Source organism: Marivirga arenosa, assembly GCF_030503875.2.
GTDB classification, from domain to species: Bacteria; Bacteroidota; Bacteroidia; order Cytophagales; family Cyclobacteriaceae; genus Marivirga; species Marivirga arenosa.
The window spans coordinates 3,906,925-3,929,552 of the sequence record NZ_CP129968.2; the positions used below are offsets into that span (position 1 = coordinate 3,906,925).

Sequence of the window (22,628 nt, forward strand, 5' to 3'; positions counted from 1 at the left end):
ATAATTGACTATATGTCGCAATTTACCGCATCCTTCCAAAATTTTAAACTTAATAAACAATTATTAAACGCTATTAAGGATTTAGGCTACGAAAAACCTTCTGAAATCCAAGTAAAAGCCATTCCAAGAATTTTAAATGGACATGATGTTATTGGTATAGCCCAAACAGGAACTGGTAAAACTGCGGCTTTTGTATTGCCTTTAATCATGAAATTAAAATATGCTCAATCTGATGATCCTAGAGCATTGATCTTAGCACCCACTCGAGAGTTAGTGATGCAGGTATATGAAAATATTTTAGAACTGGGGAAATATACTGATTTAAGAACAGTATGTCTATACGGGGGAATTGGTCCTAAAAAACAAGCAGAAGAAGTAGCTCAGGGTTGTGATATTATAGTTGCTACGCCTGGCCGACTATTAGATATTTATAATGCTGGTGTATTGCAAACAAAGCAAATCAAAACCTTTGTTTTAGATGAAGCTGATCGCATGATGGACATGGGATTCATGCCTCAAATTAGGAAAGTGTTGGAGCTTCTACCCATGAAAAAGCAGAATTTATTTTTCTCTGCTACCTTTCCTGAAAAAGTGGAAAAATATGCTCATGAGTTTACCGATTTTCCTGAAAAGGTTGAAGTAACTCCTCAAGCAACAACCTCTGAATTGATCGATCAGTATCTGTATCATGTCCCTAACTTTTTAACCAAAATAAACCTACTTAAATATTTACTGGATCAAGATGAATTCAGCAGAGTATTGATTTTTGTGAGAACCAGAACAAATGCTAATAATGTTTTTCACTTTGTAGAAAGAAAAATAACTAAAGAGGCCAGAGTTATTCATGCCAATAAAGCACAATCCACAAGGATTAATGCCATTAAGGACTTTAAGGAAGGAAATATAAAAGTTTTGGTAAGTACCGATGTAAGTGCCAGAGGTATTGATGTGCAAGAAATTTCTCATGTGATAAACTTTGAAGTACCTAATAAATATGAAGAATATGTTCACCGTATTGGTAGAACTGGAAGAGCTGAACATCAAGGAATTGCCATTAGTTTTGTTGACCCTTCTGATGTTTATCACATTGAAAAAATTGAAGAATTAATTAATCAAAAGATTACGGTTAATAAACTTCCACAGCAAGTGGAGCTAATGGAAACCATGCCTAAAGAACAAAAAGACATGGATCAGGAAATTGATAGACAAAAACATCTTGAAAACCCTGACTTTAAAGGCGCTTTTCATGAAAAGAAGAAGAAAAACTTAAGTGGCAAAGCAAGAGATAAAGCTTTTGGTAATAAACCTAAAGATAAAAGAAGGAGAAAAAGATAACATTGTAATTGAGTAGAATGGTTTATTTATCATGAACGTATAAATCTCAAATAACGAATGGTCACTTTCATTCGTAGCCTATTAAAGTAATTATAAATTGTAAAGACTTTTATTCTTAAATAGATATGAAATTAAATTATAAAGAATTAGGAGATAGCGGACAACCCCTTATAATTTTACACGGTTTATTTGGCTCTTCAGATAATTGGATGACCATCGGGAGAAAGTTATCTGAAAAGTTTAAAGTTTATTTGGTTGACCAAAGAAATCATGGTGATTCTCCACATAATGAAGTTCATAATTATGAAGTGATGGCTTCCGATTTGGCTGAATTTATAAAAGATCATCAAATTGAAAATCCACATATTATAGGCCATTCAATGGGAGGTAAAACGGCTATGCATTTTGCTGTTGAGCATCCCGACCTTTTCGATAAATTGATTATCGTGGATATTGCCCCTAAAGCCTACCCTGTTCATCATGATACTATTTTAGAGGGATTATGCAGTCTGAAATTAGATGAATTGAAATCGAGAGGCGATGCAGATAAGCAGCTTGCAGAATTTGTACCTGAAAAAGGCGTGAGACAGTTCTTATTAAAAAATTTAACTCGTAATCAGGACAAAGAGTTCGAGTGGAAAATAAACTTACCTATTCTAGAAAAAAATATTGAGGTAGTAGGAAAAGGTTTAGAAAAAAGATTGGCTACTGAAAAGGATGTGTTATTTATTGGAGGAAAAAATTCGCATTATATAAAATCAGAAGACTATATTGCTATCAATAACTTCTTCCCTAATGCAAAAATTGAGATGGTTGAAGGTGCTGGGCATTGGATACATGCAGAAAAACCGGAGGAATTTTTAGCCTTGATAGAAGATTTCCTAAAATAATATGTAATACCTTAATATTTTCAAAAATGAAAAAGCTACTGACCGCCTTCTTATTGAGCACCATACCTGGTCTTTTATTGGCACAAAATTCAGATTACAATGCTGAATTAGCCGATTCTTTAGGAGCAGACGACTATGGTATGAAATCTTATACCTTAGTAATGTTAAAAACTGGCGGTGTCAATATTGAAGATAAGGCAAAGGTAGACAGTCTTTTCAGGGGTCATTTGGATAATATCGGAAAGTTAGCCGCTGAAGGTAAAATCGTTGTAGCGGGTCCTTTGGAAAAGAATGAAAACAATTACAGAGGAATATTTATTTTTGATGTATCCGATAAAGAAGAAGTAGCAAAATTACTACTTACAGATCCAGCCATAAAGGAAGATCTATTAGCATATGATTTATATAATTGGTATGGCTCAGCAGCTTTGCCTGTTTATTTAGAAACTCATTCCAAAATAGAAAAAATAAGACCTTAACATATCCTAATTATTCTTTTGAATGCAATTACAATATGCCCTTGAACTTTTAGGTACATTAACATTTGCTATTTCTGGAGCACTGGCTGTAAAAGATAAATCAGAAGACTGGTTTGGTGCTGGCTTTACTGGATTTGTAACCGCTATTGGTGGGGGCACCTTAAGGGATATAATGCTAGGTAGTTATCCATTATCTTGGGTGGGTGATATGAATATAATTTACACCATCTTGGGAGGTGTTTTACTCACTAGTTTCTTCAATAAGTATCTACAAAAATTAAGAAGAACCTTAAGCTTATTCGATTCTATGGGAATTGCATTGTTTACGGTTTCTGGAGTTGAAAAAGCTCTTTCAATGGGTGTAAGATGGGAAATTGCTGCTATTATGGGAATGTTTTCAGCAGTATTTGGAGGTGTAATTCGAGATACATTAGTAAACGAAACGCCAGTTATTTTCAGGAAAGAAATATATGCAAGTGCATGCCTATTAGGAGGCATGCTTTACTTGTTATTAAGCTATTTTGATTTTGACAGAAATCTCAATTTTATTTTATCAGCTTCATTTATAGTATCAGTAAGACTTTTGGCTGTTAAATATCATATCAATTTTCCAAAGATTTAATTATAAAACAATATCTTCAAGTCTCAACTGCTTGGTAAGGTACTCGATCACCTCATTTTCTTCCTCAGAAACTCCATCAGAGGCACTGGCAAATAAGTACATAGTCTCTACCACAAATTCTCTGGAAGTCTCATTTTCACTGAAATAATCTTTCAATGCTGCTAAGAATTTATCTTGCCATTTGTCTAAATTTTTAATGAGATGACGAAATTCTGAACGGTATATCAGCATCAAATTCTCTTCTTTTTCCTCACCGAGATCATCAGAAGCAAATTCATCCCCTAATATTTTAGCTAATCTTTTAACAGTCACCCATTCTTCCTGATCGATAATTCCATCAGACATTGCTACCCTAAATGCCGGAAACAAATTCACTATGTATACAAATTGCTCCCTATTTAATTTTAAAAATCTTTCTTTTGTATACTCTTTGAAAAGTTTATCAATCTTTGACATGCTGTGTGTTAATTAAATTAATGTATTATCATCTGGTTTAGTTAAATCATTTTCAGAGTTCATCAATAGTTCATATTGTTGATAACGCTCTAAAATTTCTTTTACATAATTGACAGGCTCTTGCCCTCTACAATATCCATATTTTACAACTGGATCATTATAATATTTCTTTTGAGATTTTAACAGCAGATATTTTTCTACATTATCTTCCCAAACTGAAGGATCACCTCCATATTTTTTAGTTAGCTTAATGGCATCCTCCATATGACCAATACCTACATTATAAGCGGCTAACACGAATTTCTGTCTTTCTACGCTGTCTGCAACATACTTTTTAAAGTTTCTTTGTAACCATTGTATGAATTTACCACCTGCTGCTAAACTTTGTTCTGGATCATACAAATTAGTAGCACCAAATTCATGAGCAGTAGGCTCCATCATCTGCATTAAGCCAATAGCGCCTGCCCATGATTTTACGTTTGGGTCAAACTTACTTTCCTGATAAACTTGAGCCGCCAATAATTTCCAATCCCAGCCAATACTATCGGCTGTTGCCTTAATTATATCATCAAACGGAGATAGTTTGCCGCCTTGTACAGAAGAATATTCAGAATACGATCTGCTAGCAGATCGTTTCAAGTTTTTGAAGTACTTATTATATATAACATAATAATCTGTTTCTTTTTGTCTTTGTTCTAACCAATAATTTATTCTATTCTCCAAAGAATCAGCATTTGGCCTTAAAGCCCAAGCGATTTTTTGAGAAAAACTAATAGGCGTTTTAACATCTATATCAGGATAGTAAGTGGCATTTAACATTGCTACATCTTCATCTGCAACTGTGTATTCTATTTCACCTTCTGCCACCATTCTAATCAAACTTTCTACCTCTAAACTGCTGCTATCCTCTATTATTACAATATCACCCCCTATTTCATCAGAAAGATTAGCTAACCTCATAGAAAAAGAAGAACTTTTTCTGACATGTACCTCTTTGCCTGATAATTGAATTGGATCACGAATTAATTCATTTTCAATTTCATGGAGCTTCATTTGTCTCCAATTTTCGGGCTTTCTTTGAACTAAAACTTGCCTAACAAAATAAAGTGGATCTGTAAAATCAACGAATTGTTTTCTTTCTTTTGTTACCGTAAGGTTGAAAGCTGCTATATCTGCCTCACCTCTATTCACCTTCTCTAAAGCTGAAGAAATGCTATTATCTTTAATGATTTTAAGTTCTACATCAAGATCATGGGCTAACCAATTTAACATTTCATACTCATAGCCCATGGGTTGCCCTTTGTATATGAAATAGCTTGTAGCGCTATTATCTACTACAGCAGTAAGGTATCCTCTTTCTTGAATTTTCTCGAAGTCAAAATCAATTGGTTCTATTGCATAGGATAAATCCTGACTTTGGGTGTCTGTTTTAGTTGAACAAGCCCCTAAAAGGACAAAAATTAAGATTGATAACCAATAAAAATATTTGTTGAAAAAGTTCATCATATCTTTATTTTAGATTTTTAAATATAGCCATTAAAATGATGGGCAAGGAAAATGCTTTTAGTTTTTCGATTGAATGCCCGTTTTAACGGATAATACTATGACTATATAAAATACTAAAAAATTAATAAAGAGTTTAAAACTATTTGATTATCAACAAAAAAGCCATTCAGCATATTGCTGAATGGCTTTTCAAATAGTTTAAATAACTATTAAAATTCTTCTTCTTGATTTTTCTTTTTATTAATACCTCCTACAATTAATGCTCCGATTGCATAAAGGACTAATTTCCATAAAAATCCTAAAGCCTGTGCTTGAAGTGTATAACCTTTTTTTATGCCTTCTGCCATACCATCCATCATCTCAGTGTTTCCTCCACCAAATGTCTCCATGGCTTTCATAGTAGTTTCCATTTGAGTATCAATCAAAATTGGAATAATATCCGGATCGATAAAATTGAAAAGAATAAAATCAAATACAGTTCCGATAAACCCACCTACTGCAAAAGCTACAAATGCATGTAAAAAAGCATCTTTAAATGATAAATAGCCGCCAACTTTGGATCTGAAATCTCTTCCAGAGAAAATGCCAAATCCTATAAATAAAGCTATCCATACGATGGATATATAGGAGCTAACAACTAAAGTAATATCAATAATATATATCAACAATGAAATAATTATTAATAAAAGGCCTAATATACCACCCCATTTTAATGAATGTTGGGTGTTGTTTACTTCAATTTCTTGGTTTTCCATATTCTAAAAATTTAGGTTTTAGTTTATTATTTAGTTCATTTCACATTTATCCTTTAAACGTGAATCAATGATATAAATAATTTTCCATTTTTCATTCATTTTGATAAACTGAAATGAATTTATTCCGCAATGGCTCAATTGATCTCCTAAATAAAATGTATAGTTCATCCAGGCGGTTGCAACCGCTCCATCAGAAATAATTTTAATATTATTGACTTGTTCATTCCATACCTTTCCACTCGTATTATTAGCAACTGCATTTAACCAGGCTTCAGGACCATTCAGTTTACTCACTTTATTACCCTCAGTTGAAACAGTTAAGCTTTGCATTTTTGCCTCTTCATGAAAGTGGGGAGCCATTTTACTAGTATCTGATTCCCGCATGCCATCAAAGACATTTTCAATGATTGCCATAATGGCAACAGAATCAGATTCTGAACTTTGTGAAAAAGCTGGATAGAGAAAAAGTGTAAATACACTTAATAATAATAATCGCTTCATAATTGAAATTTAGTTCGAAGTTTGAAAAATTATGGACACGAATACAAATGTATTTACACAAATGGTAATTGTAAATTATTCAATTACATCTTCAAAGAAGGACCAAACGAATGCCTTTGGTATTGGACTCACCACTTTAAAAGGTTCTTTTTTAACAGGATGTTCGAAACTTATAGCGCGGGCATGTAAAGCAATCGAGCCATCTTTAGTGGGTTTAGGAAATCCATATTTTACATCTCCTATTATTGGACAACCAATTCTTGATAGTTGCACTCGTATTTGATGCGGCCTACCAGTTATGGGCTTCACTTCAATTAAATTCCTATCTCCAAGCGCTCTCACTAATCTGTAAGATAAAGTTGATTTTAAGCCTCCCTTCTTATCACTCATATAGGCATGAGTCATATTTTTATTTGAATCTTTTTTAAGCCAATGCGTAATAGTATCTTCTGTTTTAGGAGGCCTCTTTTCAGTTATTGCCCAGTAAGTCTTGTCAACTTGTCTTTCCTGAAACATCTTTGAGAGTCTTTCCAAAGCTTTGGAAGTTCTAGCTAAAACTACGGTTCCACTTACAGGTCTGTCTATTCTATGAGGTGTACCACAGAAGACATTACCTGTTTTATTGTACTTCTCAGCAAGATATTTCTTTGCGTGTTCAGGTAAAGGTGTATCACCGGTTTGGTCACCTTGAACCAGCATGCCAGAAGGTTTATTTACCACCAATAGGTGATTATCTTCATACATTACGATTTGTAGAAATTCTTGATAAGTCATAATTAACCTTTTAAATATTGATTAAAATTCAGATTGGAAGTGGAATTCAATTTCAGGGAAGTTATCCTGCACCATTTGTAACCAGGATTTTGTTTCTGCCATAAACACAAGCTTACCATCTTTATCTCGGGCAATATGTCTATGTTTTGATTTCACAAACTCATCCAACTTCTTTTTATCAGAACTGCTAAACCAACAAGCCTTATATAAATTCATAGGAGCAAATTCACAAGAAGCCCCATATTCATTTTTCAACCTATGTTGAATCACCTCAAACTGAAGATTCCCTACAACCCCCACAACTTTTCTAGCTCCCATTTCAAAAGTAAATAGCTGCGCTACTCCTTCATCCATTAATTGCGTTAAGCCTTTATCAAGTTGTTTGGTTTTCATGGCATCTTTATTGATGACCTCCTTAAAAATTTCAGGAGAGAATGAAGGTATACCTTTATAAATACCTTTTTCACCCTCTGATAAGGTATCACCAATTTTCAAATTACCTGTATCAAACAATCCGACAATATCACCAGGATAGGCCTCATCAACTGTTTCTTTATCCTGCGCCATGAAAGCTGTAGCATTTGAAAATCTAAACTTCTTATCATGACGAACATTTAGGTAGCTACTTCCTCTTTCGAATTTTCCAGAACATATTCTCACGAATGCAATTCTATTTCTATGTTTAGGATCCATATTAGCATGAATCTTAAATACGAAACCTGAGAATTTATCTTCATTAGGTTTGATTACCCGCTCTTCTGTTTCTCTTTCTTTAGGTGCAGGGGAAATATTGATGAAAGTATCTAACATCTCTTTTACACCAAAGCTATTAATGGCAGAACCAAAGAATACGGGGGCTACTTTTCCAGTTAAATATTCTTCTTGATTCAACTCAGGATACACTCCTTCAATTAATTCCACATCTTCTCTTAATTGATCCGCTAGCGTATCCCCAACATTTTTATTCAATCTTTCATCAGAAAGATCTTTTATCTCAATCCCATCAGTATTTAGTTGCTGTTTACTTGGTTGAAACAACAATAAATTTTTACTAAATACATTATATACACCTTTGAATGTTTTACCCATACCAATTGGCCAGGTTAAAGGACGTACTTGGATATCGAGTTTCTCTTCAATTTCATCGAGTAAATCGTAAGGATCACGACCTTCTCTATCTAATTTATTAATAAAGCAGATAACAGGCGTATTTCTCATCCTACAAACCTCCATTAACTTCTCAGTCTGTTGCTCTACACCTTTCACACAATCAATTACCATCACTACGCTATCCACAGCAGTTAAGGTACGATACGTATCTTCTGCGAAATCTTGGTGACCAGGAGTATCAAGTAGGTTGATTTTAATGTCTTTGTACTCAAATCCCATAACTGAGGTTGCGACCGAGATACCTCTTTGTTTCTCAATCTCCATCCAGTCGGACTTGGTTGCAGTATCAATTTTATTAGATTTTACCGCACCCGCTTTATTTATAGCACCACCAAAAAGCAAAAGCTTCTCCGTTAGGGTTGTTTTACCTGCATCAGGGTGAGCAATAATCCCAAATGTTCTTCTCTTGCTAATCTCTTGTTCTAACTTATTCATATAGATTCCTCAATCAAGCTGCAAAATTACGAATAAGTATTGGAATTGCAGAACAAAGGCCTTAATGAAAATTAAAAGCAGTATAAGCTAATAAAAACACACTGCTTTGAGCTGAGCAATGTAAATTATCATCTAGTTTACTTCAATATGTCTCTCATTACTACAAATAACACAAAAGCCTGTTAAAAGAATAAAGGACGATTTTAAGTATAAAATACGTAATTTTACTTAATTTATTAATTTACATTCTTACTATATTTACATTATTATAAATATAATATAACATATTAAATAACTTAAATCATAATAATATGGTAGAATCTAAAGAGTTTGACAGTATAAAATTAAGTTATGATGAGGATGACAAATATATCAATTTCGAATATTTGAAATCATCAAAATCAGATGATTTTAGAGCTGCTTGGAATGCCGCACTCAAAATACAAGAAGATAAAAACTGTAAGAAATGGCTACTAAACCAAAAAAAACAAAGTATACATCCTGAAGATCAAAAATGGGTAGAAACGGATTGGATTCAAAGATCAATGAAAGCGACCCCATTCTCTGAGGACGATCCTCGCTATGTAGCAATAATCCAAGCCGAAAATTTCTTTGTAGAATTTTCAACAAAGAAGTTTATCAAAGAAAATAGCTTCCCTGGCTTTATTATCAATATTTTTCGCAATGCAGAGGATGGCGTAAAATGGCTGAAGGAAGTAGGCGCATAGTTTATAATAAGGGGGGGGGCGGTAAATCACGGACATCAAAAAAGCTTTTAACTTCTTTGATGTCCTTATATTAGAATACATATTGTAATGAAAGAATATAATTTCTACCTGGAGCAGATAGTCCAGAGCTGTATGGTCTGTATCTCTGATCCGTTATATTCTCAACACCTCCATTGATATGCAAATCTTTAAATAATTGATAACTCAGTTTTAAGTTCAAAGTATACCAAGCAGGGGAATACGTATTTCCATCCTCATCCAGCGCATAAATTTCAGTTTTTCCTCTTTCATCAACTGCTAGTTGATCATGACTTCTTTCTACTTGATAATTTGTATAGACCTGAACCATAAAATCAGCTGAATTATAAGTTATGCGAGTTACTCCAAACATAGGAGCAGCATGTCTTGAAGGACTAATTTCTCCATTATCTAATTCTTCTTCACCTAATTGATAATTTAAGTCTGATGTTATGTTTATTCCTGCCCATAGTTTTACTTCAATACCTGCCTGAACGCCATAAACTGTAGCTCTGGCAGCATTTTGTATGGCTTGAACTCTACTATTAACACCATCGTATATTATACTGTCCTGACCATTTAATTGAAAGTTTCTACGGACCATGGCATTGTTTAAGAGTGTATAATAAGCTGTAGCATCAACCTTCAGAAAATCATTGAAAACTTTCGTAACTCCTAAATCCCAATTATAAGCATATTCAGCATTTAAATTAGGGTTAGGAACTGTGACAGCACCTGGTTCTGAATCAAATATTTTACCTACATCATCAACATTGGGTGATCTAAAAGCTGTCCCAAAGTTAGCATTTATGATTAAAGAAGAATTAGGTATATAAACTGTGCCTATACTTCCTGTAAGAGCTCCATTATTTATTTTAGCTTCTTTAAAAGGAAAATCATAAAATGAATTATCAAAATCAGCATTTAATAAAAAATGATTGTAGCGCAGCCCCCCTTGCAAAGTGATTTGACTAGAAGGTTTGTATTCATAATTGGTATAAAAAGCCATAGAGTTCCAATTGGCATTAGGATATCTGGAAGCGGAGATAATTTGGTCACCATTTAGGATATTCTCTTCCATCCCATTTGAACTCACATCATTTCTCACATACTCAACGCCATAGAACAATGTATTGTCCTGATTAACAGATTTAATCAAGTCAACATTAGCAGAATAGGCCTCTACATTCTCCGCTCTAGTTCTTCTAATTTCATCCTGAAAAGAACGATCTATTCTACTCTCCTGGAAATTTTGATGTGCCAGTCTTACAGAAAGCTGATCAAAAAATAAAGACTCATTAGAATAAGTGATGTTTAGATTATTCATCATCCATTTCTGAGGCCCATATTTCCATTCTGCATATCGTGGCAACCCATTTCTCACTCTATTATGCCTATCATACCTGCCGTAATCAGAAGTTTCTGAATAGTGAAATCCATATTGAAAGTCTAATTTATCATTAGGCCGAAACCTAACTTTCTGCATTAAGTTGGTTTGCGTATAGGCACTTGGTATTTGCAATAATGGATCATCCTGTTCAAGGATGCGGTCTTCACCATTCTCCGTCTCTACATAATAAGGTTTCACATAATCCTGTGGCCCATTACTACCCTGTCTCAAATGATCATAATCCCATCGACTTGCACTTGTCACAAAAGCCCATTTTTTCCATCCGTAATTAAAATCCGCATGTAGAGTTTTTTCTTTATTAGCTGAAGATATTCTAGTATTTACCTTACCTGAAAGGATCATATTATTAGAGTCCGAAAGTTTAGGGGTTAAGGTCTGAAAACTCATTACACCACCAATTGCATCACTTCCATAAATAACAGAACCTGGGCCAAATAAAACTTCTGTATTTTCTATTGCAAAAGGATCTAAGCTGATGACATTCTGAATATTTCCACCTCTGAAAATCGCATTATTCATCCTTACCCCATCAACTGCATATAACAAACGATTGGTTGCGAAACCTCTAATCATAGGGCTTCCTCCACCCTGCTGACTTTTTTGAATATATACTTTTCCAGATACTCCTAGCAAATCAGCTGCAGTTTGTGGATTTTGTAAGGCTACCTCCTCAGGAGAAATTGAAATGATTTTTGAAGGGGTATCAGTACTAAATTGCTTCCATCTGGTTGCAGATACCACAACTTCATTCAAATCAAAATTTTGTGACCTTAACAAAATGATAAAATCATTAGCCTTAAGCTGATCATAACTAAAAGTTTCAGTATGATAGCCCAAACGTTGAATTTGAATCTGCTTCTCTCCTTTTAGTTTTGATATATCTGCTTCTCCGTTTTTATTAGTATTAATAAATATATTTTTATTTACACTCATAATGGACACCATTTCTATGGGTTTAGAAGTTTCGGCATCCTTTATTAGAACTGTTTGAGCATAGGTCATAGAAAAATTACCTAAAAACAAACAGAGCAATAAGATATTCCTCATTATAATTTAGTTTATAAATTTTTAAAAAGTTTTATGAAGGCTGGTCTAAAAATTTAAAAGCCTTACATTCAGGAAAATTTATATGAAGAATTTCGGAGGGGGTGTTTCGGCAATATGGTCAGCATTTACCAAACGACAATTAAAATCAGATTGATGGTTGATGAAACTTGTGAACTGAATAAAGTTTACGGTAAATGATTGCTCGCAAAACAATGATTTATAAAATGAAATCAATTGAGATTCTTGTTCATTTTTCTTTTTATCATTCCCTAAAATCTCATTGACTAATTTTGTAAGTTTTTTATTTAATGCAGTCTCTTCATGATCCCACCAACACCAATATTTAATACTATCATAAGTTTTTTCTACTTGAACTATATCATACATCTCGCCTTTATATTCAAATTCCTTTGAATGTTCCCAATCTAATTCAGTTTTTGCTTCTGCTTTTGAAAGCTTAATCAATACTAATTCTGACTTGTCTAGTGATTGTATGATATTCTCCTTTACCTCACGCTTAATTACGCTTTTCTCATACTGAAATATTAGAAAAGTAACACCTGCAGGAGCAAGCAAGCAAAATATGAGCAATATTTGAATAGATCTGTTTTTCAAATCTTGAGGTATATAAAGTAAATTTACTGATTTTGTTTGACTATACTGTTAACAAATTCTCCAGTTCCATAAATGGTTAATGCCAGTGATAAGTTCAAATCAATATAAACCTTAATTAAAAATTAATTAAATTGATAAGATTAAATATCAATATTATGAAAATAAAGCCTACAAAAAGAACCTATGAATCGGACGATATAGTTGTAGTATGGCAACCTTCACTATGTATGCACAGTGAAAAATGCTGGCGTGGATTACCAGATGTATTTCAAAGAGATGCAAAACCATGGGTAAATACTGATGGTGCAGATGATAAGCGAATTAAAGAGCAGGTTGACATGTGTCCTTCAAGAGCGCTTTCTGCATATTGGAAAAATCAAGAGGCAGAAAATTCATTCGAACACGCAGATATAACGCATATAGAAGTAAGTAAAAACGGACCTTTAATTGTAAAAGGAAAAATTAAAATTTCCGATTCAGAAGGGAATACTGAAATAAAAGAGAGGAATACAGCCTTATGCAGATGTGGGGCTTCGAATAACAAACCTTTTTGTGACGGAACGCATAATAAAATTGATTTTAAAGGATAAAAAAAGAGGAAACAATTATTAGTTGTTTCCTCTTTTCATCTTAATTACTCAGTTTGAAATATATCGGAATATTCATCCTTACACGAACAGCTCTACCTCTTTGTCTGCCTGCTTCCCATTTTGGAGCATTTTCAATTACTCTTTTGGCTTCTTCATCAATCCCTTTTGAAACTCCTTTTAAGACTTCAACTTGCGTTAAGGATCCGTCCTTTTCAATGACAAAAGTTAAAACTACTCTTCCTTCAATACTTCTATTTTGTTCATATCGCGGATATTCAATTGATTCAGATATGTATTTGTAAAATGCTTCAATTCCGCCATTAAATTTAGGTGCTACCTCAAGCAAGTTGGAATTATAAACCTTATTATCCTCTACTTTTTCTTCAGGAATTTTAAAGGTAGTCCCAACATCAACCAATACTTCCTCTATTTCTACTTCAGTCGGCTTCTTTTCTGCAGGCAATTCTTTCGCCTCCACTATATTAATCTCACCTTTAGGTTCAATTACTGGTTTTGGTTTCGCTTTAGGGGGTTGTGATGTGCGTAATACATCCTGACTTATAATAAGAATTTCATCTTCAGGAAAATCTATCTTTTCGTCCTCTGAAATAGATACTTTAAATTCAAAAGCAATAAAGCATAGACTAATTGCTAAAACCAAACCTACATTAAAAAATAAAGGTCGTTTTGAATACAATTCGCGAGTGGCATTTTTGAAATGTTCCATAGTGAATAATCATTTTAAGTTGAACATGATTATTCATACACCTACTACTTTAACGCAAAGCAATTGCATTAATTGTATATCCTAAGGATTTTAATGTTTATTGGCTAGCTGACCACAAGCTGCATCAATATCTTTACCTCTACTTCTTCTTACATTTACAATCACCCCTCTATCCTCAAGAAATTTTGCAAACTGATCTAGTTTATCTTCTTCTGTATTCGTGAAATCAGCTTGGTCAATTGGGTTATACTCGATTAAATTAACCTTAGCTGGAACATATTTAGTAAACTGCCAAAGTTCTTTTGCATCTTCTAAACTATCATTAAAGTTATTAAAGACACAATATTCAAAGGTTACTCTGCTTTTAGTTTTATTATAGTAATACTCCAGTGCCTCTCTTAATACTGGTAAATTATTGCTGTCATTAATTGACATGATGCGGCTACGCTTTTCATCATTTGCAGCATGTAATGAAAGTGCAAGATTAAATTTAGCTTCATCATCAGCTAATTTCTTAATCATTTTGGAGATACCAGCTGTAGAAACAGTGATTCTTTTTGGAGACATGAATAATCCTTTCTCGGAAGTAATATGTTCAATTGACTCCATCATATTTTTATAGTTAAGTAATGGTTCTCCCATCCCCATATACACTATATTAGTAAGCGGCATGTCATAATGAGTTTCGGCTAGTTCTTTAATCATTACGACTTGGTCATAAATTTCAGCAGCCTCAAGGTTTCGCATTCTTTTTAAATAACCCGTTGCACAGAATTTGCAACTTAATGAGCAACCAACCTGAGATGAGACACAAGCTGTCATTCTATTTTCGGTAGGAATTAATACACCTTCTACCTCATGACCATCATGTAGTTTAAATGCAACTTTTATGGTTCTATCATTACTTAATTGTTTTGATGCAATAGTAATTCTATTGATACAGTAGTTTTCATCTAACCACTCTCTCAATCCTTTTGATAGGTTAGTCATTTCTTCAAAAGAGGCAGCTGATTTAACCCAAAGCCATTCATAGATTTGCTTAGCTCTAAATGCTTTCTCACCAAATTCAGTCAAATCTTGAGCTATGGCTTCAATAGACATCTTTCTAATGTCTATCTTTTTCAGATTAACCTCAATTACTTCCTTTTCAATATGTACTGCTTTCTCTTGCATATCACAAAATTACAATAATCAGCAGACATAAGCCTAATGAGTTGGTATTAGTTCAAAAATTGTAAGGAAATTAAATAATTAGGCGAATAAATCGATTTCTTTAGCAATACCTTTAGCGTTTACTATACTAATCTTTTTGCCATTAATATCGATTAATCCATCCTTTTTAAAGTCAGACAGTAATCTAATTAAGGTTTCAGTAGCGGTTCCCACTATTTTAGCTAAATCTTCTCTTGTTAAGGCAATATCAATTTCTGTTTTTTGATCGCCATCAATTCCATAGGAATTTTTTAGCATCAACAAAGTAGTGGCTAATCTTTGACGTACTGTTTTATTTGCCATATCGGCCATCTTTTGTTCCATCACTCCTAAATCATGACAAACCGCTTGCATTAACTTATTCTGAAAATCTTGATCTTTCGAAATAAGATCCGTGAAGCTACTTTTAGGGATGAAGCAAACTTTTGCATTTTCAAGGATAGTTGCAGATGAATTATAGTTTTCACCAGAAAGTAGTGCTCGGTAACCTAAGAAGTCCCCATCTTTAGCTAATCTTACAATCTGCTCTCTTCCTGAGTCATCAGTTTTGTAGATTTTCACCTTCCCTTCGCTTATGCAAAATAATCCCATTGGTTGGGTGCCTTCAAGGAAAAGAACTTGACCTTTATTGTGTGCTAAAGTACTTTTATGCTCACTCAATGTGCATAAAGCTTGTTCAGGAATTTCATTAAACATAGATTTCCTCCTACTAAGGCATAGTTCACAAGGGATATTTTTAACTTTTTTGGACATAACAACGGATAATTATCATATTCTTTTAGGCTACATAAAGATAAACTTTTTCCGAGAAACTCAAAAGATATAAATATCATGTTTTTTCATATTACCCTTTAGTTTTAATAACTTCATATTTGACGTAAATTTAATAATTATGAAAAAAGGGCTTTTAAAAGGAATTATTTTGATTGCGATAGGAGCATTTATAATCTATTGGTCTGTCGATCATAGTCCAAATGCTTCCATTGGTGAGAAAGTAAATGATTTATTAGATGATAATGCTTACCGAATGAGCGAGACTTGGTATTACACCTCGCTTGTTGGGGGTAGTATTATAGCATTATTAGGTCTGAGAAGTTTGTTAAAATCTTAAAGTAATTCCCAAGGCCTCTATCTGAGCCCTTGGGAAATAATTTTTATACTTTATTAAATACTTTAATCACTCCATTCCTAATTTCGGGATGCTTAAAGTAGTGATGTATTGTATCTGCTATTTGAGAAGGTTTTACCCAATCATCAAAATTCATATCAGACATTGCCTCCCTATTTGGTGGAGTATCAATAATGCTTGGTACTACCACGTGGGCACTAATATTATGCTCTGCGAAATCTGCATTGATTATATCTGCAAGACTAAATATTAGTTGTTTGGCTAAACCATATGAAACTACGTTTTTCAATTCGTCAGCTGATAAAACAGGTTTGGCACCAATTAAAAATATTTGCCCTCCTTTAGGCATTTTTTCCATCAAAGGCTTTACAATATTGTATGCAGTATCAAAATTCAGCTTGATTTGCTTATGGATATCTTCTATTCCCACATCCTTAATACCTCCACCAGCGTAACCTCCAACTGTCAGAACTGCTCCGTCTAATTCACCATAGGTTTTGGATGCATTTTCCACTGCTTTTTCAGCTGCACCAGCATCCATCAAATCAAACTTTTGCTTTTGAAATGATTTTTCGGCATCACTTACATTTTCATCTAGTCCTACTAAACCGAATATATTATGTCCTTCAGAATTGAGTTTTTGAGCTACTGCGCTTCCTAAATTACCATCAGCGCCACTTACGATTATATTCATAGTTAATTTTATTTTTCAAAAGTTATACCCTCTGGGTTCGCACCCAACATTTCTAAATATTTACTAACATCCTTTACCATAGCATCAGGACCGCACACATAAAAATGCTGAGTAAAATTTTCTATATGCCTTTTTAGAAAGTCCATATCTACCATTTTGTTTTCATGACCTTCAATATTTTGATGTGTCAAGGTTGAAATGAAATTCTCTCCTAAAATGTCATTGAAATATGATTCTAAAATGACATCATCACCAGTTTTATTTGAAAATATCAGACTATTCTCCCCTATCTCACCTTTTTTTTCTAAGTCTCTAAAAATTGCAATGAAAGGAGTGATCCCCGCACCACCGGCAATGAAAGTCCCTGTTCCTTTATATTCTATGGCACCCCATGCATCATCTATAATTAATTCATCTCCTTCAACAAGGCTGTCAATTTCATTGGTTACACCATTATGATCATGATAAGTTTTAATTACAAATTCTAAGTGATCCTCATCTGGCAATGAAGTAAATGTGAAAGGCCTTTTTTCTTCAGTCCAATCTTTTTTATTGATTGCTACCTCTGTCGCCTGTCCTGGTGTGAATTGATAGCCATTAGGTTTTTCGGTTTTGATTCGCTTTACGTTGTGCGTTAGAGACAGCACATCCAAAATTTTTACCTTATTTGCCATTTTTATAAAGTTTAGTTCTTTTATAAAAACGGATATAGAAAAATATGTTTAGCAAATAGAAAATCTATTGATCTAGTTTATTAACTATTTGTTCGAGGTTAAGATTTTCCCAGTTTTCTAACACATCGGGTTGTTGCATTACTTCATCCATAATGCGCTGTTGTTTCATGCCTATTTCACAAGCTTCAGAATATCTTAAATCACTGAAAGTTACCATAGAATATAATGGCATCCATTTTTCAGGGTATAAATCATGAAGTTTTGCTTCAATTTTCTTCTGAATCAGAAATTTATCATCTGCTACCAAATCCCGCATCTCCACAAAATTATGTAAAGCTAAATCTGCGATAGCATCTCCATCACTTTTTCGCAAGTTTTGATAATCTTCCAACACCTTTTCCCAATCATCCTCATATTTATCTAGCAAAACATTTAACTCAAAGCAGTCTTCAAAACCAGCATTCATTCCTTGCCCATAGAATGGAACAATAGCATGAGCAGCATCTCCGATAAGAACACAATTATTTTTCACCCAAGGCTCACATTTGATGGTCACCAATGATGAAGTAGGGTTTTCAAAATACTCTTGCTGAATATTTTTCAAATGTGGTAAGCTATCAGGGAAGGTATTTTTGAAAAAATGTAATACTTGTTGCGGTGTTTGTAAGCTTTCGAAAGAAGGTTGTCCTTCAAATGGAAAAAACAAAGTACAAGTGAAACTCTTATCTAAGTTTGGAAGTGCAATTAACATATATTGACCTCTAGGCCAAATATGTAAGGCGTTGGGTTCAATTGCAAACTCACCATCTTCAGTAGGGGGAATGGTTAATTCCTTATAACCATGAGGAATATAATATTGATTATAATTAAAGCGATCAGATTTCATCATAGCCTGACGCAATTTTGAAAATGCGCCATCGGCACCTAAAACTAAATCAAATTCAAGAGTTTTCTCCTTAGCTTCAGGTGTTCCGAAAGTTACTTTGGTTTCTTCTAAATCAACTGCTTTACAAGGATGTTCAAAATGAATTTTAACTCCTGATTTTTCAGCTCTATTTAATAATATTTTATTCAGATTTGCCCTCGATACGGAATTAATATATTGCCCTTCTTTACCATAAGGCTGAAATGTCAAATTGCCATCTAAGCTATGCATCATTCTGCCCTTCATTGGAAGCATAATCTCCTCCACTTCATCCAATACATCAATATCTTTTAACGCTTTTATCCCCCTTCTGCTGAGCGCCAAATTTATTGAGCGCCCTGAATCAGAAGAAGACAATCTCATGTCATCTCTTTTTTCAAAAAGATCGACATTATAGCCTCTTTTTTTAAGATATATACTTAATAATGTACCGACTAATCCAGCTCCTAATACTGCAATATGTTTAATTTCCGTATTCAAAATAGGCTTATTTTAATGCTTCAACAGACTCTTTCAATTTTTGGATAAAAAGATACTGTTCTTCAAAAGTATTGTATAGTGGAACGGGCGCTAAACGGATTACATTAGGCTCTCTCCAATCACCTAAAACACCTCTTTTCATTAATTCATCGAATAATGGCTTCCCGTATTTTAATAAATATAATGATAATTGGCAACCTCTATTTTCAGGCTCTTTAGGTGTAATTATTTCTAATATTTTTTCTTCTTTATTGAATTCATTAATTAAGTATTCCAGATAACCGGTCAACTTAATACTCTTTTCACGTAAAGCTTTCATTCCAACTTCTTTAAATATTTCTAAAGAAGCATAATGAGCAGCATGACCCAAAACATTTGTATTGCTTAATTGCCAGCCATCAGCTCCTTCCATAGGAATAAAGCCTTTTTTCATTTGGAACCTCTCTCCTTCATCATGTCCCCACCAACCCGCAAATCGAGGAAGCTCTTTATCATTTGCAAAGCGTTCATGTACATAAATTCCCGACACATTTCCAGGTCCTGAGTTTAAATATTTATAGGTACACCAGCTGGCAAAATCAACATCCCAATCATGAAGTTTTAATTCTATATTACCTGCTGCATGAGCAAGGTCAAAACCAGCATAAGCACCCACCTCATGTGCTGCTTTCGTAATTTTTTCTAAGTCAAAGAATTGTCCAGTATAATACTGAAGACCTCCCATCATCACCAAACATAGCTCATTCTGATGCTTTTGTATAGTGGAAATAATATCCTCCGTTCTTAGGGTGTCTTCACCTTCTCTAGGCGCAATTTCTACTAATGCCTTTTCAGGATCAAATAGATTTTGACCTGCATGGTGAGCGTGAAAATTTAATTGTGATTCGAATACATATTGATCCGAAGGAAAGGCCCCTTTTTCTACAATGATTTTATACTTCTTTGCAGTTGGTCTATAGAATGAAACTAACAGCAAGTGAAGATTTACCGTTAAATTATTCATGGGAACCACTTCAACTGGTTTAGCCCCTACGATTTCAGCTATCGCCTCCTTTCCATATTCATGGTATTTAAACCATATATTTTCTTTTTTCTTATTGAAATGACCTTCAACCCCAAACAGCTCCCAATCTTTCATTTCCTTTTCAATAAATGCCCGGGTTCTTTTAGGTTGAAGTCCTAATGAATTTCCTGTATAATATATTACTTGTTGTCCATCAATTACTGGAATATGGAACTCATCTCTGTATTTATTTAATGGATCTTCTTGATCCATCTTCTGTGCATATTCTAGTGAATTACTGTAATTTTCTATCATTATTGAGTTAATATATTATTTAAAATAAGCCTAGTTGCCGGTTTGATTCAATTTCAATTAACTGTCTTTTTATGGCTAATCCGCCTACATAACCTGTAAGTGCTCCCTTAACTCCTACTACTCTATGGCATGGGATTAAAATTGGAATTGGATTTTTACCTACTGCATTTGCTACTGCCCGTATTTTTTTGACATCTCCTAATTGAGCTGCTAATTTACCATAGCTAATGGTTTTTCCGTAGGGTATTTCCATCAATTTTTCCCAAACTTCTTTTTGAAAGTCTGTTCCATTCAAATAATATTCAAACTGAAAATCTTTTCTATGACCATTGAAGTATTCCAAAAGTTGATTTTCTATTGAAGTAACTACTTTAGGCTTAATCCCTTTTAATGAATTTTGTGGTTGATTAAATGAAATTCTAGCAATTTTGTTTTGTTTTATTCCAATTAGAAGTTTACCAAATTTAGAATCTATGAAAAATTCTTGCTCAATGTGTTGCATATTCTTCTTTCTCCAAGCCTAACCACTTTAAAGCATTTTTACCTAATAATTTTGCTTTTAGCTCATCTGAAAAATTACTCGTTTCAATAATTTTCCCAGGCTCTAACTCTCCTAATGGAAAGGGATAATCAGTTCCTAAAGCAATAAAATCCTCTCCCATGGTTTTAATAAGATATTCAAGCGTTGAAGGATCATGTACTAATGAATCCACATAAAACTTTTTCAAATACTTAGTGGGATGATGCGGATTATCAATTGCGCATAAATCGGGTCTAACATCAAAGCCATGACCAACTCTACCTATAGTTGCAGGAAAAGAACCGCCACCATGCGCAAATGCAACTTTTAAATTAGGTAAACGCTCGAATACCCCTCCGAATATCATGGAACATATTGCTCTTGAAGTTTCAGCGGGCATACCTACTAACCAAGGAAGCCAATATTTTGGCATTTGATCCTTACCCATCATATCCCAAGGGTGGATGAAAATCGATGCTCCTAAATCCTCTGCAGCTTGAAAAACAGCAAAAACCTCAGGAGCTTCTAGGTTCCAATCATTAATATGCGTTCCGATTTGAACTCCAGCTAAACCTAGTTCTTTTACACATCTTTCTAATTCTTTAATAGCCAAATCGGGTGCCTGCATAGGCAAAGTTCCCAATCCTATAAAACGATCAGGATAGCGACTAACAACTCCAGCAATATGATCATTTAACATTCTAGATAGATCGAGAGTATCTTCTGGTTTTGCCCAATAACTAAACATTACTGGAACTGTAGATAGCACTTGAACATCTACATTATGATTTTCACACTCATGCATACGTGTAACTGGATCCCAGCAATTATCTTCTACTTCCCTAAAGAATTTATCATCCATCATCATCCTTGCGCAACAAGGTTTATGATGCTCAAGCCTGATGAAGCCGCCATATCCATAACGCTCTCTCAAATCTGGCCAATTTTCAGGCAAAATATGAGTGTGAATATCAACCTTTAAAGGTCTTTTATTTGCTAAATTCTCTTTAGTTTCCATTACACAAATCTTGGATCTGTTTCCATTACATGACCACAGTTATTGCAAGTTCTCAAATCTTCTGAGGCATAAAACTCTGTAAACCTTGGTAAAAAGTCTTTTTCGATATCCACCAAAGGAAAATAGGTTTCATGTAATTTGTGATTACAATTATCACAATACCATAATAAACCATCCTTCATATCCGTTCCCTTTCTAATTCTTTCAACCACTAACCCAATAGAACCTTCCTTTCTTATGGGGCTGTGCGGTGTTTTAGCCGGACATAAAAACATATCTCCAGGGCCTAAATCCATTGTAACCGCTTTACCATCTTCTTGTATCTTAACCTGAATTTCACCTTCAAGCTGATAAAAAAGTTCTTCGGTTTCATTATAATGATAATCTTTTCTGGCATTAGGCCCAGCTACTATCATTACAATATAATCACCTGCTTCTTTATATAGATTTCTATTTCCAACAGGTGGCTTTAAAGAATCTCTATTTTCTTCTACCCATTTGGTTAAATTAAAAGGTTTTTGAATTGCCATTACTAATTATATTTATATGAGCTTATATCTTCTAATATAAGATTTGATTTTGTTTATCTTTTAAATTTA

General features: G+C 33.8%; 25 protein-coding genes. 7 read left to right on the forward strand and 18 right to left on the reverse strand.

Features of this window, described 5'->3' with window-relative positions; translation table 11 throughout:
• The first annotated feature begins 12 nt into the window (after nucleotides 1-12).
• From QYS47_RS16785 to QYS47_RS16800, 4 genes are all read left to right on the forward strand, one after another.
• On the forward strand, nucleotides 13-1,335 hold the full coding sequence (locus QYS47_RS16785) for a DEAD/DEAH box helicase (protein ID WP_308355610.1): 1,323 nt from the start codon (nucleotides 13-15) through the stop codon (nucleotides 1,333-1,335).
• A gap of 125 nt (nucleotides 1,336-1,460) precedes the next feature.
• A complete protein-coding gene (locus tag QYS47_RS16790; protein ID WP_308355609.1) occupies nucleotides 1,461-2,225 on the forward strand; it encodes an alpha/beta fold hydrolase in 765 nt (254 codons plus the stop codon).
• Nucleotides 2,226-2,251: 26 nt separating this feature from the next.
• Nucleotides 2,252-2,704 (forward strand): YciI family protein, encoded by a 453-nt coding sequence (locus tag QYS47_RS16795; RefSeq protein ID WP_302122565.1) that lies wholly within the window; start codon nucleotides 2,252-2,254, stop codon nucleotides 2,702-2,704.
• Nucleotides 2,705-2,726: 22 nt separating this feature from the next.
• Nucleotides 2,727-3,326 (forward strand): trimeric intracellular cation channel family protein, encoded by a 600-nt coding sequence (locus tag QYS47_RS16800; protein WP_302122563.1) that lies wholly within the window; start codon nucleotides 2,727-2,729, stop codon nucleotides 3,324-3,326.
• Here QYS47_RS16800 and QYS47_RS16805 read toward each other — a convergent pair whose 3' ends face one another.
• The 6 genes from QYS47_RS16805 to QYS47_RS16830 all read right to left on the reverse strand — a co-directional run bounded on the left by QYS47_RS16805 (nucleotide 3,327) and on the right by QYS47_RS16830 (nucleotide 8,923).
• Nucleotides 3,327-3,782: a hypothetical protein gene (locus QYS47_RS16805; RefSeq protein ID WP_322347200.1), complete on the reverse strand. Its 456-nt coding sequence runs from the start codon at nucleotides 3,780-3,782 to the stop codon at nucleotides 3,327-3,329.
• Nucleotides 3,783-3,794: 12 nt separating this feature from the next.
• Nucleotides 3,795-5,288: an MltF family protein gene (locus tag QYS47_RS16810; protein WP_322347201.1), complete on the reverse strand. Its 1,494-nt coding sequence runs from the start codon at nucleotides 5,286-5,288 to the stop codon at nucleotides 3,795-3,797.
• 209 nt (nucleotides 5,289-5,497) lie between these two features.
• Nucleotides 5,498-6,043, reverse strand: a complete 546-nt coding sequence (locus QYS47_RS16815; RefSeq protein ID WP_322347202.1) for a DUF4199 domain-containing protein — start codon at nucleotides 6,041-6,043, stop codon at nucleotides 5,498-5,500.
• Nucleotides 6,044-6,073: 30 nt separating this feature from the next.
• A complete protein-coding gene (locus tag QYS47_RS16820; protein ID WP_322347203.1) occupies nucleotides 6,074-6,544 on the reverse strand; it encodes a nuclear transport factor 2 family protein in 471 nt (156 codons plus the stop codon).
• 75 nt (nucleotides 6,545-6,619) lie between these two features.
• Nucleotides 6,620-7,318, reverse strand: a complete 699-nt coding sequence (locus QYS47_RS16825; RefSeq protein ID WP_322347204.1) for an RluA family pseudouridine synthase — start codon at nucleotides 7,316-7,318, stop codon at nucleotides 6,620-6,622.
• 21 nt (nucleotides 7,319-7,339) lie between these two features.
• Nucleotides 7,340-8,923: a peptide chain release factor 3 gene (locus QYS47_RS16830; RefSeq protein WP_322347205.1), complete on the reverse strand. Its 1,584-nt coding sequence runs from the start codon at nucleotides 8,921-8,923 to the stop codon at nucleotides 7,340-7,342.
• Nucleotides 8,924-9,234: 311 nt separating this feature from the next.
• Here QYS47_RS16830 and QYS47_RS16835 point away from each other — a divergent pair, with 311 nt between their 5' ends.
• Complete coding sequence (locus tag QYS47_RS16835; RefSeq protein ID WP_302122549.1) at nucleotides 9,235-9,651, forward strand: hypothetical protein; 417 nt, start codon at nucleotides 9,235-9,237, stop codon at nucleotides 9,649-9,651.
• A 70-nt stretch (nucleotides 9,652-9,721) separates the two neighbouring features.
• Here QYS47_RS16835 and QYS47_RS16840 read toward each other — a convergent pair whose 3' ends face one another.
• Both QYS47_RS16840 and QYS47_RS16845 read right to left on the reverse strand, forming a co-directional pair.
• Complete coding sequence (locus QYS47_RS16840; RefSeq protein ID WP_322347206.1) at nucleotides 9,722-12,127, reverse strand: TonB-dependent receptor; 2,406 nt, start codon at nucleotides 12,125-12,127, stop codon at nucleotides 9,722-9,724.
• A gap of 78 nt (nucleotides 12,128-12,205) precedes the next feature.
• On the reverse strand, nucleotides 12,206-12,742 hold the full coding sequence (locus QYS47_RS16845; protein WP_302122547.1) for a hypothetical protein: 537 nt from the start codon (nucleotides 12,740-12,742) through the stop codon (nucleotides 12,206-12,208).
• Nucleotides 12,743-12,897: 155 nt separating this feature from the next.
• Between QYS47_RS16845 and QYS47_RS16850 the strand changes: the two genes are divergently transcribed.
• A complete protein-coding gene (locus QYS47_RS16850; protein ID WP_322347207.1) occupies nucleotides 12,898-13,332 on the forward strand; it encodes a (4Fe-4S)-binding protein in 435 nt (144 codons plus the stop codon).
• A 40-nt stretch (nucleotides 13,333-13,372) separates the two neighbouring features.
• Here the strand turns inward: QYS47_RS16850 and QYS47_RS16855 are convergent, their stop codons facing one another.
• From QYS47_RS16855 to QYS47_RS16865, 3 genes are all read right to left on the reverse strand, one after another.
• Nucleotides 13,373-14,059, reverse strand: a complete 687-nt coding sequence (locus QYS47_RS16855; protein ID WP_322347208.1) for an energy transducer TonB — start codon at nucleotides 14,057-14,059, stop codon at nucleotides 13,373-13,375.
• A gap of 90 nt (nucleotides 14,060-14,149) precedes the next feature.
• Complete coding sequence (rlmN, locus tag QYS47_RS16860) at nucleotides 14,150-15,232, reverse strand: 23S rRNA (adenine(2503)-C(2))-methyltransferase RlmN (protein WP_322347209.1); 1,083 nt, start codon at nucleotides 15,230-15,232, stop codon at nucleotides 14,150-14,152.
• Between the two features lie 78 nt (nucleotides 15,233-15,310).
• Entirely contained in the window at nucleotides 15,311-16,024 is a 714-nt protein-coding gene (locus QYS47_RS16865; RefSeq protein ID WP_322347210.1) for a Crp/Fnr family transcriptional regulator, read from the reverse strand.
• Between the two features lie 139 nt (nucleotides 16,025-16,163).
• On the opposite strand from QYS47_RS16865, the gene QYS47_RS16870 reads away from it, so the two are divergent.
• Nucleotides 16,164-16,382 carry a DUF3185 family protein gene (locus QYS47_RS16870; RefSeq protein ID WP_302122540.1) on the forward strand — a complete coding sequence of 73 codons (219 nt, stop codon included), beginning with the start codon at nucleotides 16,164-16,166 and terminating at the stop codon, nucleotides 16,380-16,382.
• A gap of 43 nt (nucleotides 16,383-16,425) precedes the next feature.
• Here QYS47_RS16870 and QYS47_RS16875 read toward each other — a convergent pair whose 3' ends face one another.
• The 7 genes from QYS47_RS16875 to QYS47_RS16905 form a co-directional block, all read right to left on the reverse strand.
• A complete protein-coding gene (locus QYS47_RS16875) occupies nucleotides 16,426-17,094 on the reverse strand; it encodes an SDR family NAD(P)-dependent oxidoreductase (protein WP_322347211.1) in 669 nt (222 codons plus the stop codon).
• Nucleotides 17,095-17,102: 8 nt separating this feature from the next.
• The gene (locus tag QYS47_RS16880) at nucleotides 17,103-17,768 is read right to left on the reverse strand and encodes an FAD-binding oxidoreductase (RefSeq protein WP_322347212.1); all 666 of its coding nucleotides are present in this window, start codon (nucleotides 17,766-17,768) and stop codon (nucleotides 17,103-17,105) included.
• 64 nt (nucleotides 17,769-17,832) lie between these two features.
• The gene (locus QYS47_RS16885) at nucleotides 17,833-19,173 is read right to left on the reverse strand and encodes an FAD-dependent oxidoreductase (RefSeq protein WP_322347213.1); all 1,341 of its coding nucleotides are present in this window, start codon (nucleotides 19,171-19,173) and stop codon (nucleotides 17,833-17,835) included.
• Nucleotides 19,174-19,180: 7 nt separating this feature from the next.
• Nucleotides 19,181-20,491, reverse strand: coding sequence for a kynureninase (gene kynU / locus QYS47_RS16890; RefSeq protein WP_302122528.1), 1,311 nt, complete (start codon nucleotides 20,489-20,491; stop codon nucleotides 19,181-19,183).
• Nucleotides 20,492-20,510: 19 nt separating this feature from the next.
• Nucleotides 20,511-20,993 (reverse strand): methylated-DNA--[protein]-cysteine S-methyltransferase, encoded by a 483-nt coding sequence (locus QYS47_RS16895; RefSeq protein WP_322347214.1) that lies wholly within the window; start codon nucleotides 20,991-20,993, stop codon nucleotides 20,511-20,513.
• Entirely contained in the window at nucleotides 20,980-22,029 is a 1,050-nt protein-coding gene (locus QYS47_RS16900; protein ID WP_322347215.1) for an amidohydrolase family protein, read from the reverse strand. The genes QYS47_RS16895 and QYS47_RS16900 overlap by 14 nt, the downstream gene beginning before the upstream one ends.
• Nucleotides 22,029-22,559 carry a 3-hydroxyanthranilate 3,4-dioxygenase gene (locus tag QYS47_RS16905; protein WP_302122522.1) on the reverse strand — a complete coding sequence of 177 codons (531 nt, stop codon included), beginning with the start codon at nucleotides 22,557-22,559 and terminating at the stop codon, nucleotides 22,029-22,031. The genes QYS47_RS16900 and QYS47_RS16905 overlap by 1 nt, the downstream gene beginning before the upstream one ends.
• Nucleotides 22,560-22,628: the final 69 nt, after the last annotated feature.

Coding starts and splice junctions, on each gene's coding strand:
- QYS47_RS16835 (WP_302122549.1), top strand. CDS start 9,235: ATGGTAGAATCTAAAGAGTTTGACAGTATAAAATTAAGTTATGATGAG.
- QYS47_RS16905 (WP_302122522.1), bottom strand. CDS start 22,559: ATGGCAATTCAAAAACCTTTTAATTTAACCAAATGGGTAGAAGAAAAT.
- kynU (WP_302122528.1), bottom strand. CDS start 20,491: ATGATAGAAAATTACAGTAATTCACTAGAATATGCACAGAAGATGGAT.
- QYS47_RS16785 (WP_308355610.1), top strand. CDS start 13: ATGTCGCAATTTACCGCATCCTTCCAAAATTTTAAACTTAATAAACAA.
- QYS47_RS16800 (WP_302122563.1), top strand. CDS start 2,727: ATGCAATTACAATATGCCCTTGAACTTTTAGGTACATTAACATTTGCT.
- QYS47_RS16820 (WP_322347203.1), bottom strand. CDS start 6,544: ATGAAGCGATTATTATTATTAAGTGTATTTACACTTTTTCTCTATCCA.
- QYS47_RS16850 (WP_322347207.1), top strand. CDS start 12,898: ATGAAAATAAAGCCTACAAAAAGAACCTATGAATCGGACGATATAGTT.
- QYS47_RS16875 (WP_322347211.1), bottom strand. CDS start 17,094: ATGAATATAATCGTAAGTGGCGCTGATGGTAATTTAGGAAGCGCAGTA.
- QYS47_RS16790 (WP_308355609.1), top strand. CDS start 1,461: ATGAAATTAAATTATAAAGAATTAGGAGATAGCGGACAACCCCTTATA.
- QYS47_RS16830 (WP_322347205.1), bottom strand. CDS start 8,923: ATGAATAAGTTAGAACAAGAGATTAGCAAGAGAAGAACATTTGGGATT.
- QYS47_RS16825 (WP_322347204.1), bottom strand. CDS start 7,318: ATGACTTATCAAGAATTTCTACAAATCGTAATGTATGAAGATAATCAC.
- rlmN (WP_322347209.1), bottom strand. CDS start 15,232: ATGCAAGAGAAAGCAGTACATATTGAAAAGGAAGTAATTGAGGTTAAT.
- QYS47_RS16865 (WP_322347210.1), bottom strand. CDS start 16,024: ATGTCCAAAAAAGTTAAAAATATCCCTTGTGAACTATGCCTTAGTAGG.
- QYS47_RS16855 (WP_322347208.1), bottom strand. CDS start 14,059: ATGGAACATTTCAAAAATGCCACTCGCGAATTGTATTCAAAACGACCT.
- QYS47_RS16840 (WP_322347206.1), bottom strand. CDS start 12,127: ATGAGGAATATCTTATTGCTCTGTTTGTTTTTAGGTAATTTTTCTATG.
- QYS47_RS16795 (WP_302122565.1), top strand. CDS start 2,252: ATGAAAAAGCTACTGACCGCCTTCTTATTGAGCACCATACCTGGTCTT.
- QYS47_RS16815 (WP_322347202.1), bottom strand. CDS start 6,043: ATGGAAAACCAAGAAATTGAAGTAAACAACACCCAACATTCATTAAAA.
- QYS47_RS16810 (WP_322347201.1), bottom strand. CDS start 5,288: ATGATGAACTTTTTCAACAAATATTTTTATTGGTTATCAATCTTAATT.
- QYS47_RS16895 (WP_322347214.1), bottom strand. CDS start 20,993: ATGCAACACATTGAGCAAGAATTTTTCATAGATTCTAAATTTGGTAAA.
- QYS47_RS16870 (WP_302122540.1), top strand. CDS start 16,164: ATGAAAAAAGGGCTTTTAAAAGGAATTATTTTGATTGCGATAGGAGCA.
- QYS47_RS16900 (WP_322347215.1), bottom strand. CDS start 22,029: ATGGAAACTAAAGAGAATTTAGCAAATAAAAGACCTTTAAAGGTTGAT.
- QYS47_RS16805 (WP_322347200.1), bottom strand. CDS start 3,782: ATGTCAAAGATTGATAAACTTTTCAAAGAGTATACAAAAGAAAGATTT.
- QYS47_RS16880 (WP_322347212.1), bottom strand. CDS start 17,768: ATGGCAAATAAGGTAAAAATTTTGGATGTGCTGTCTCTAACGCACAAC.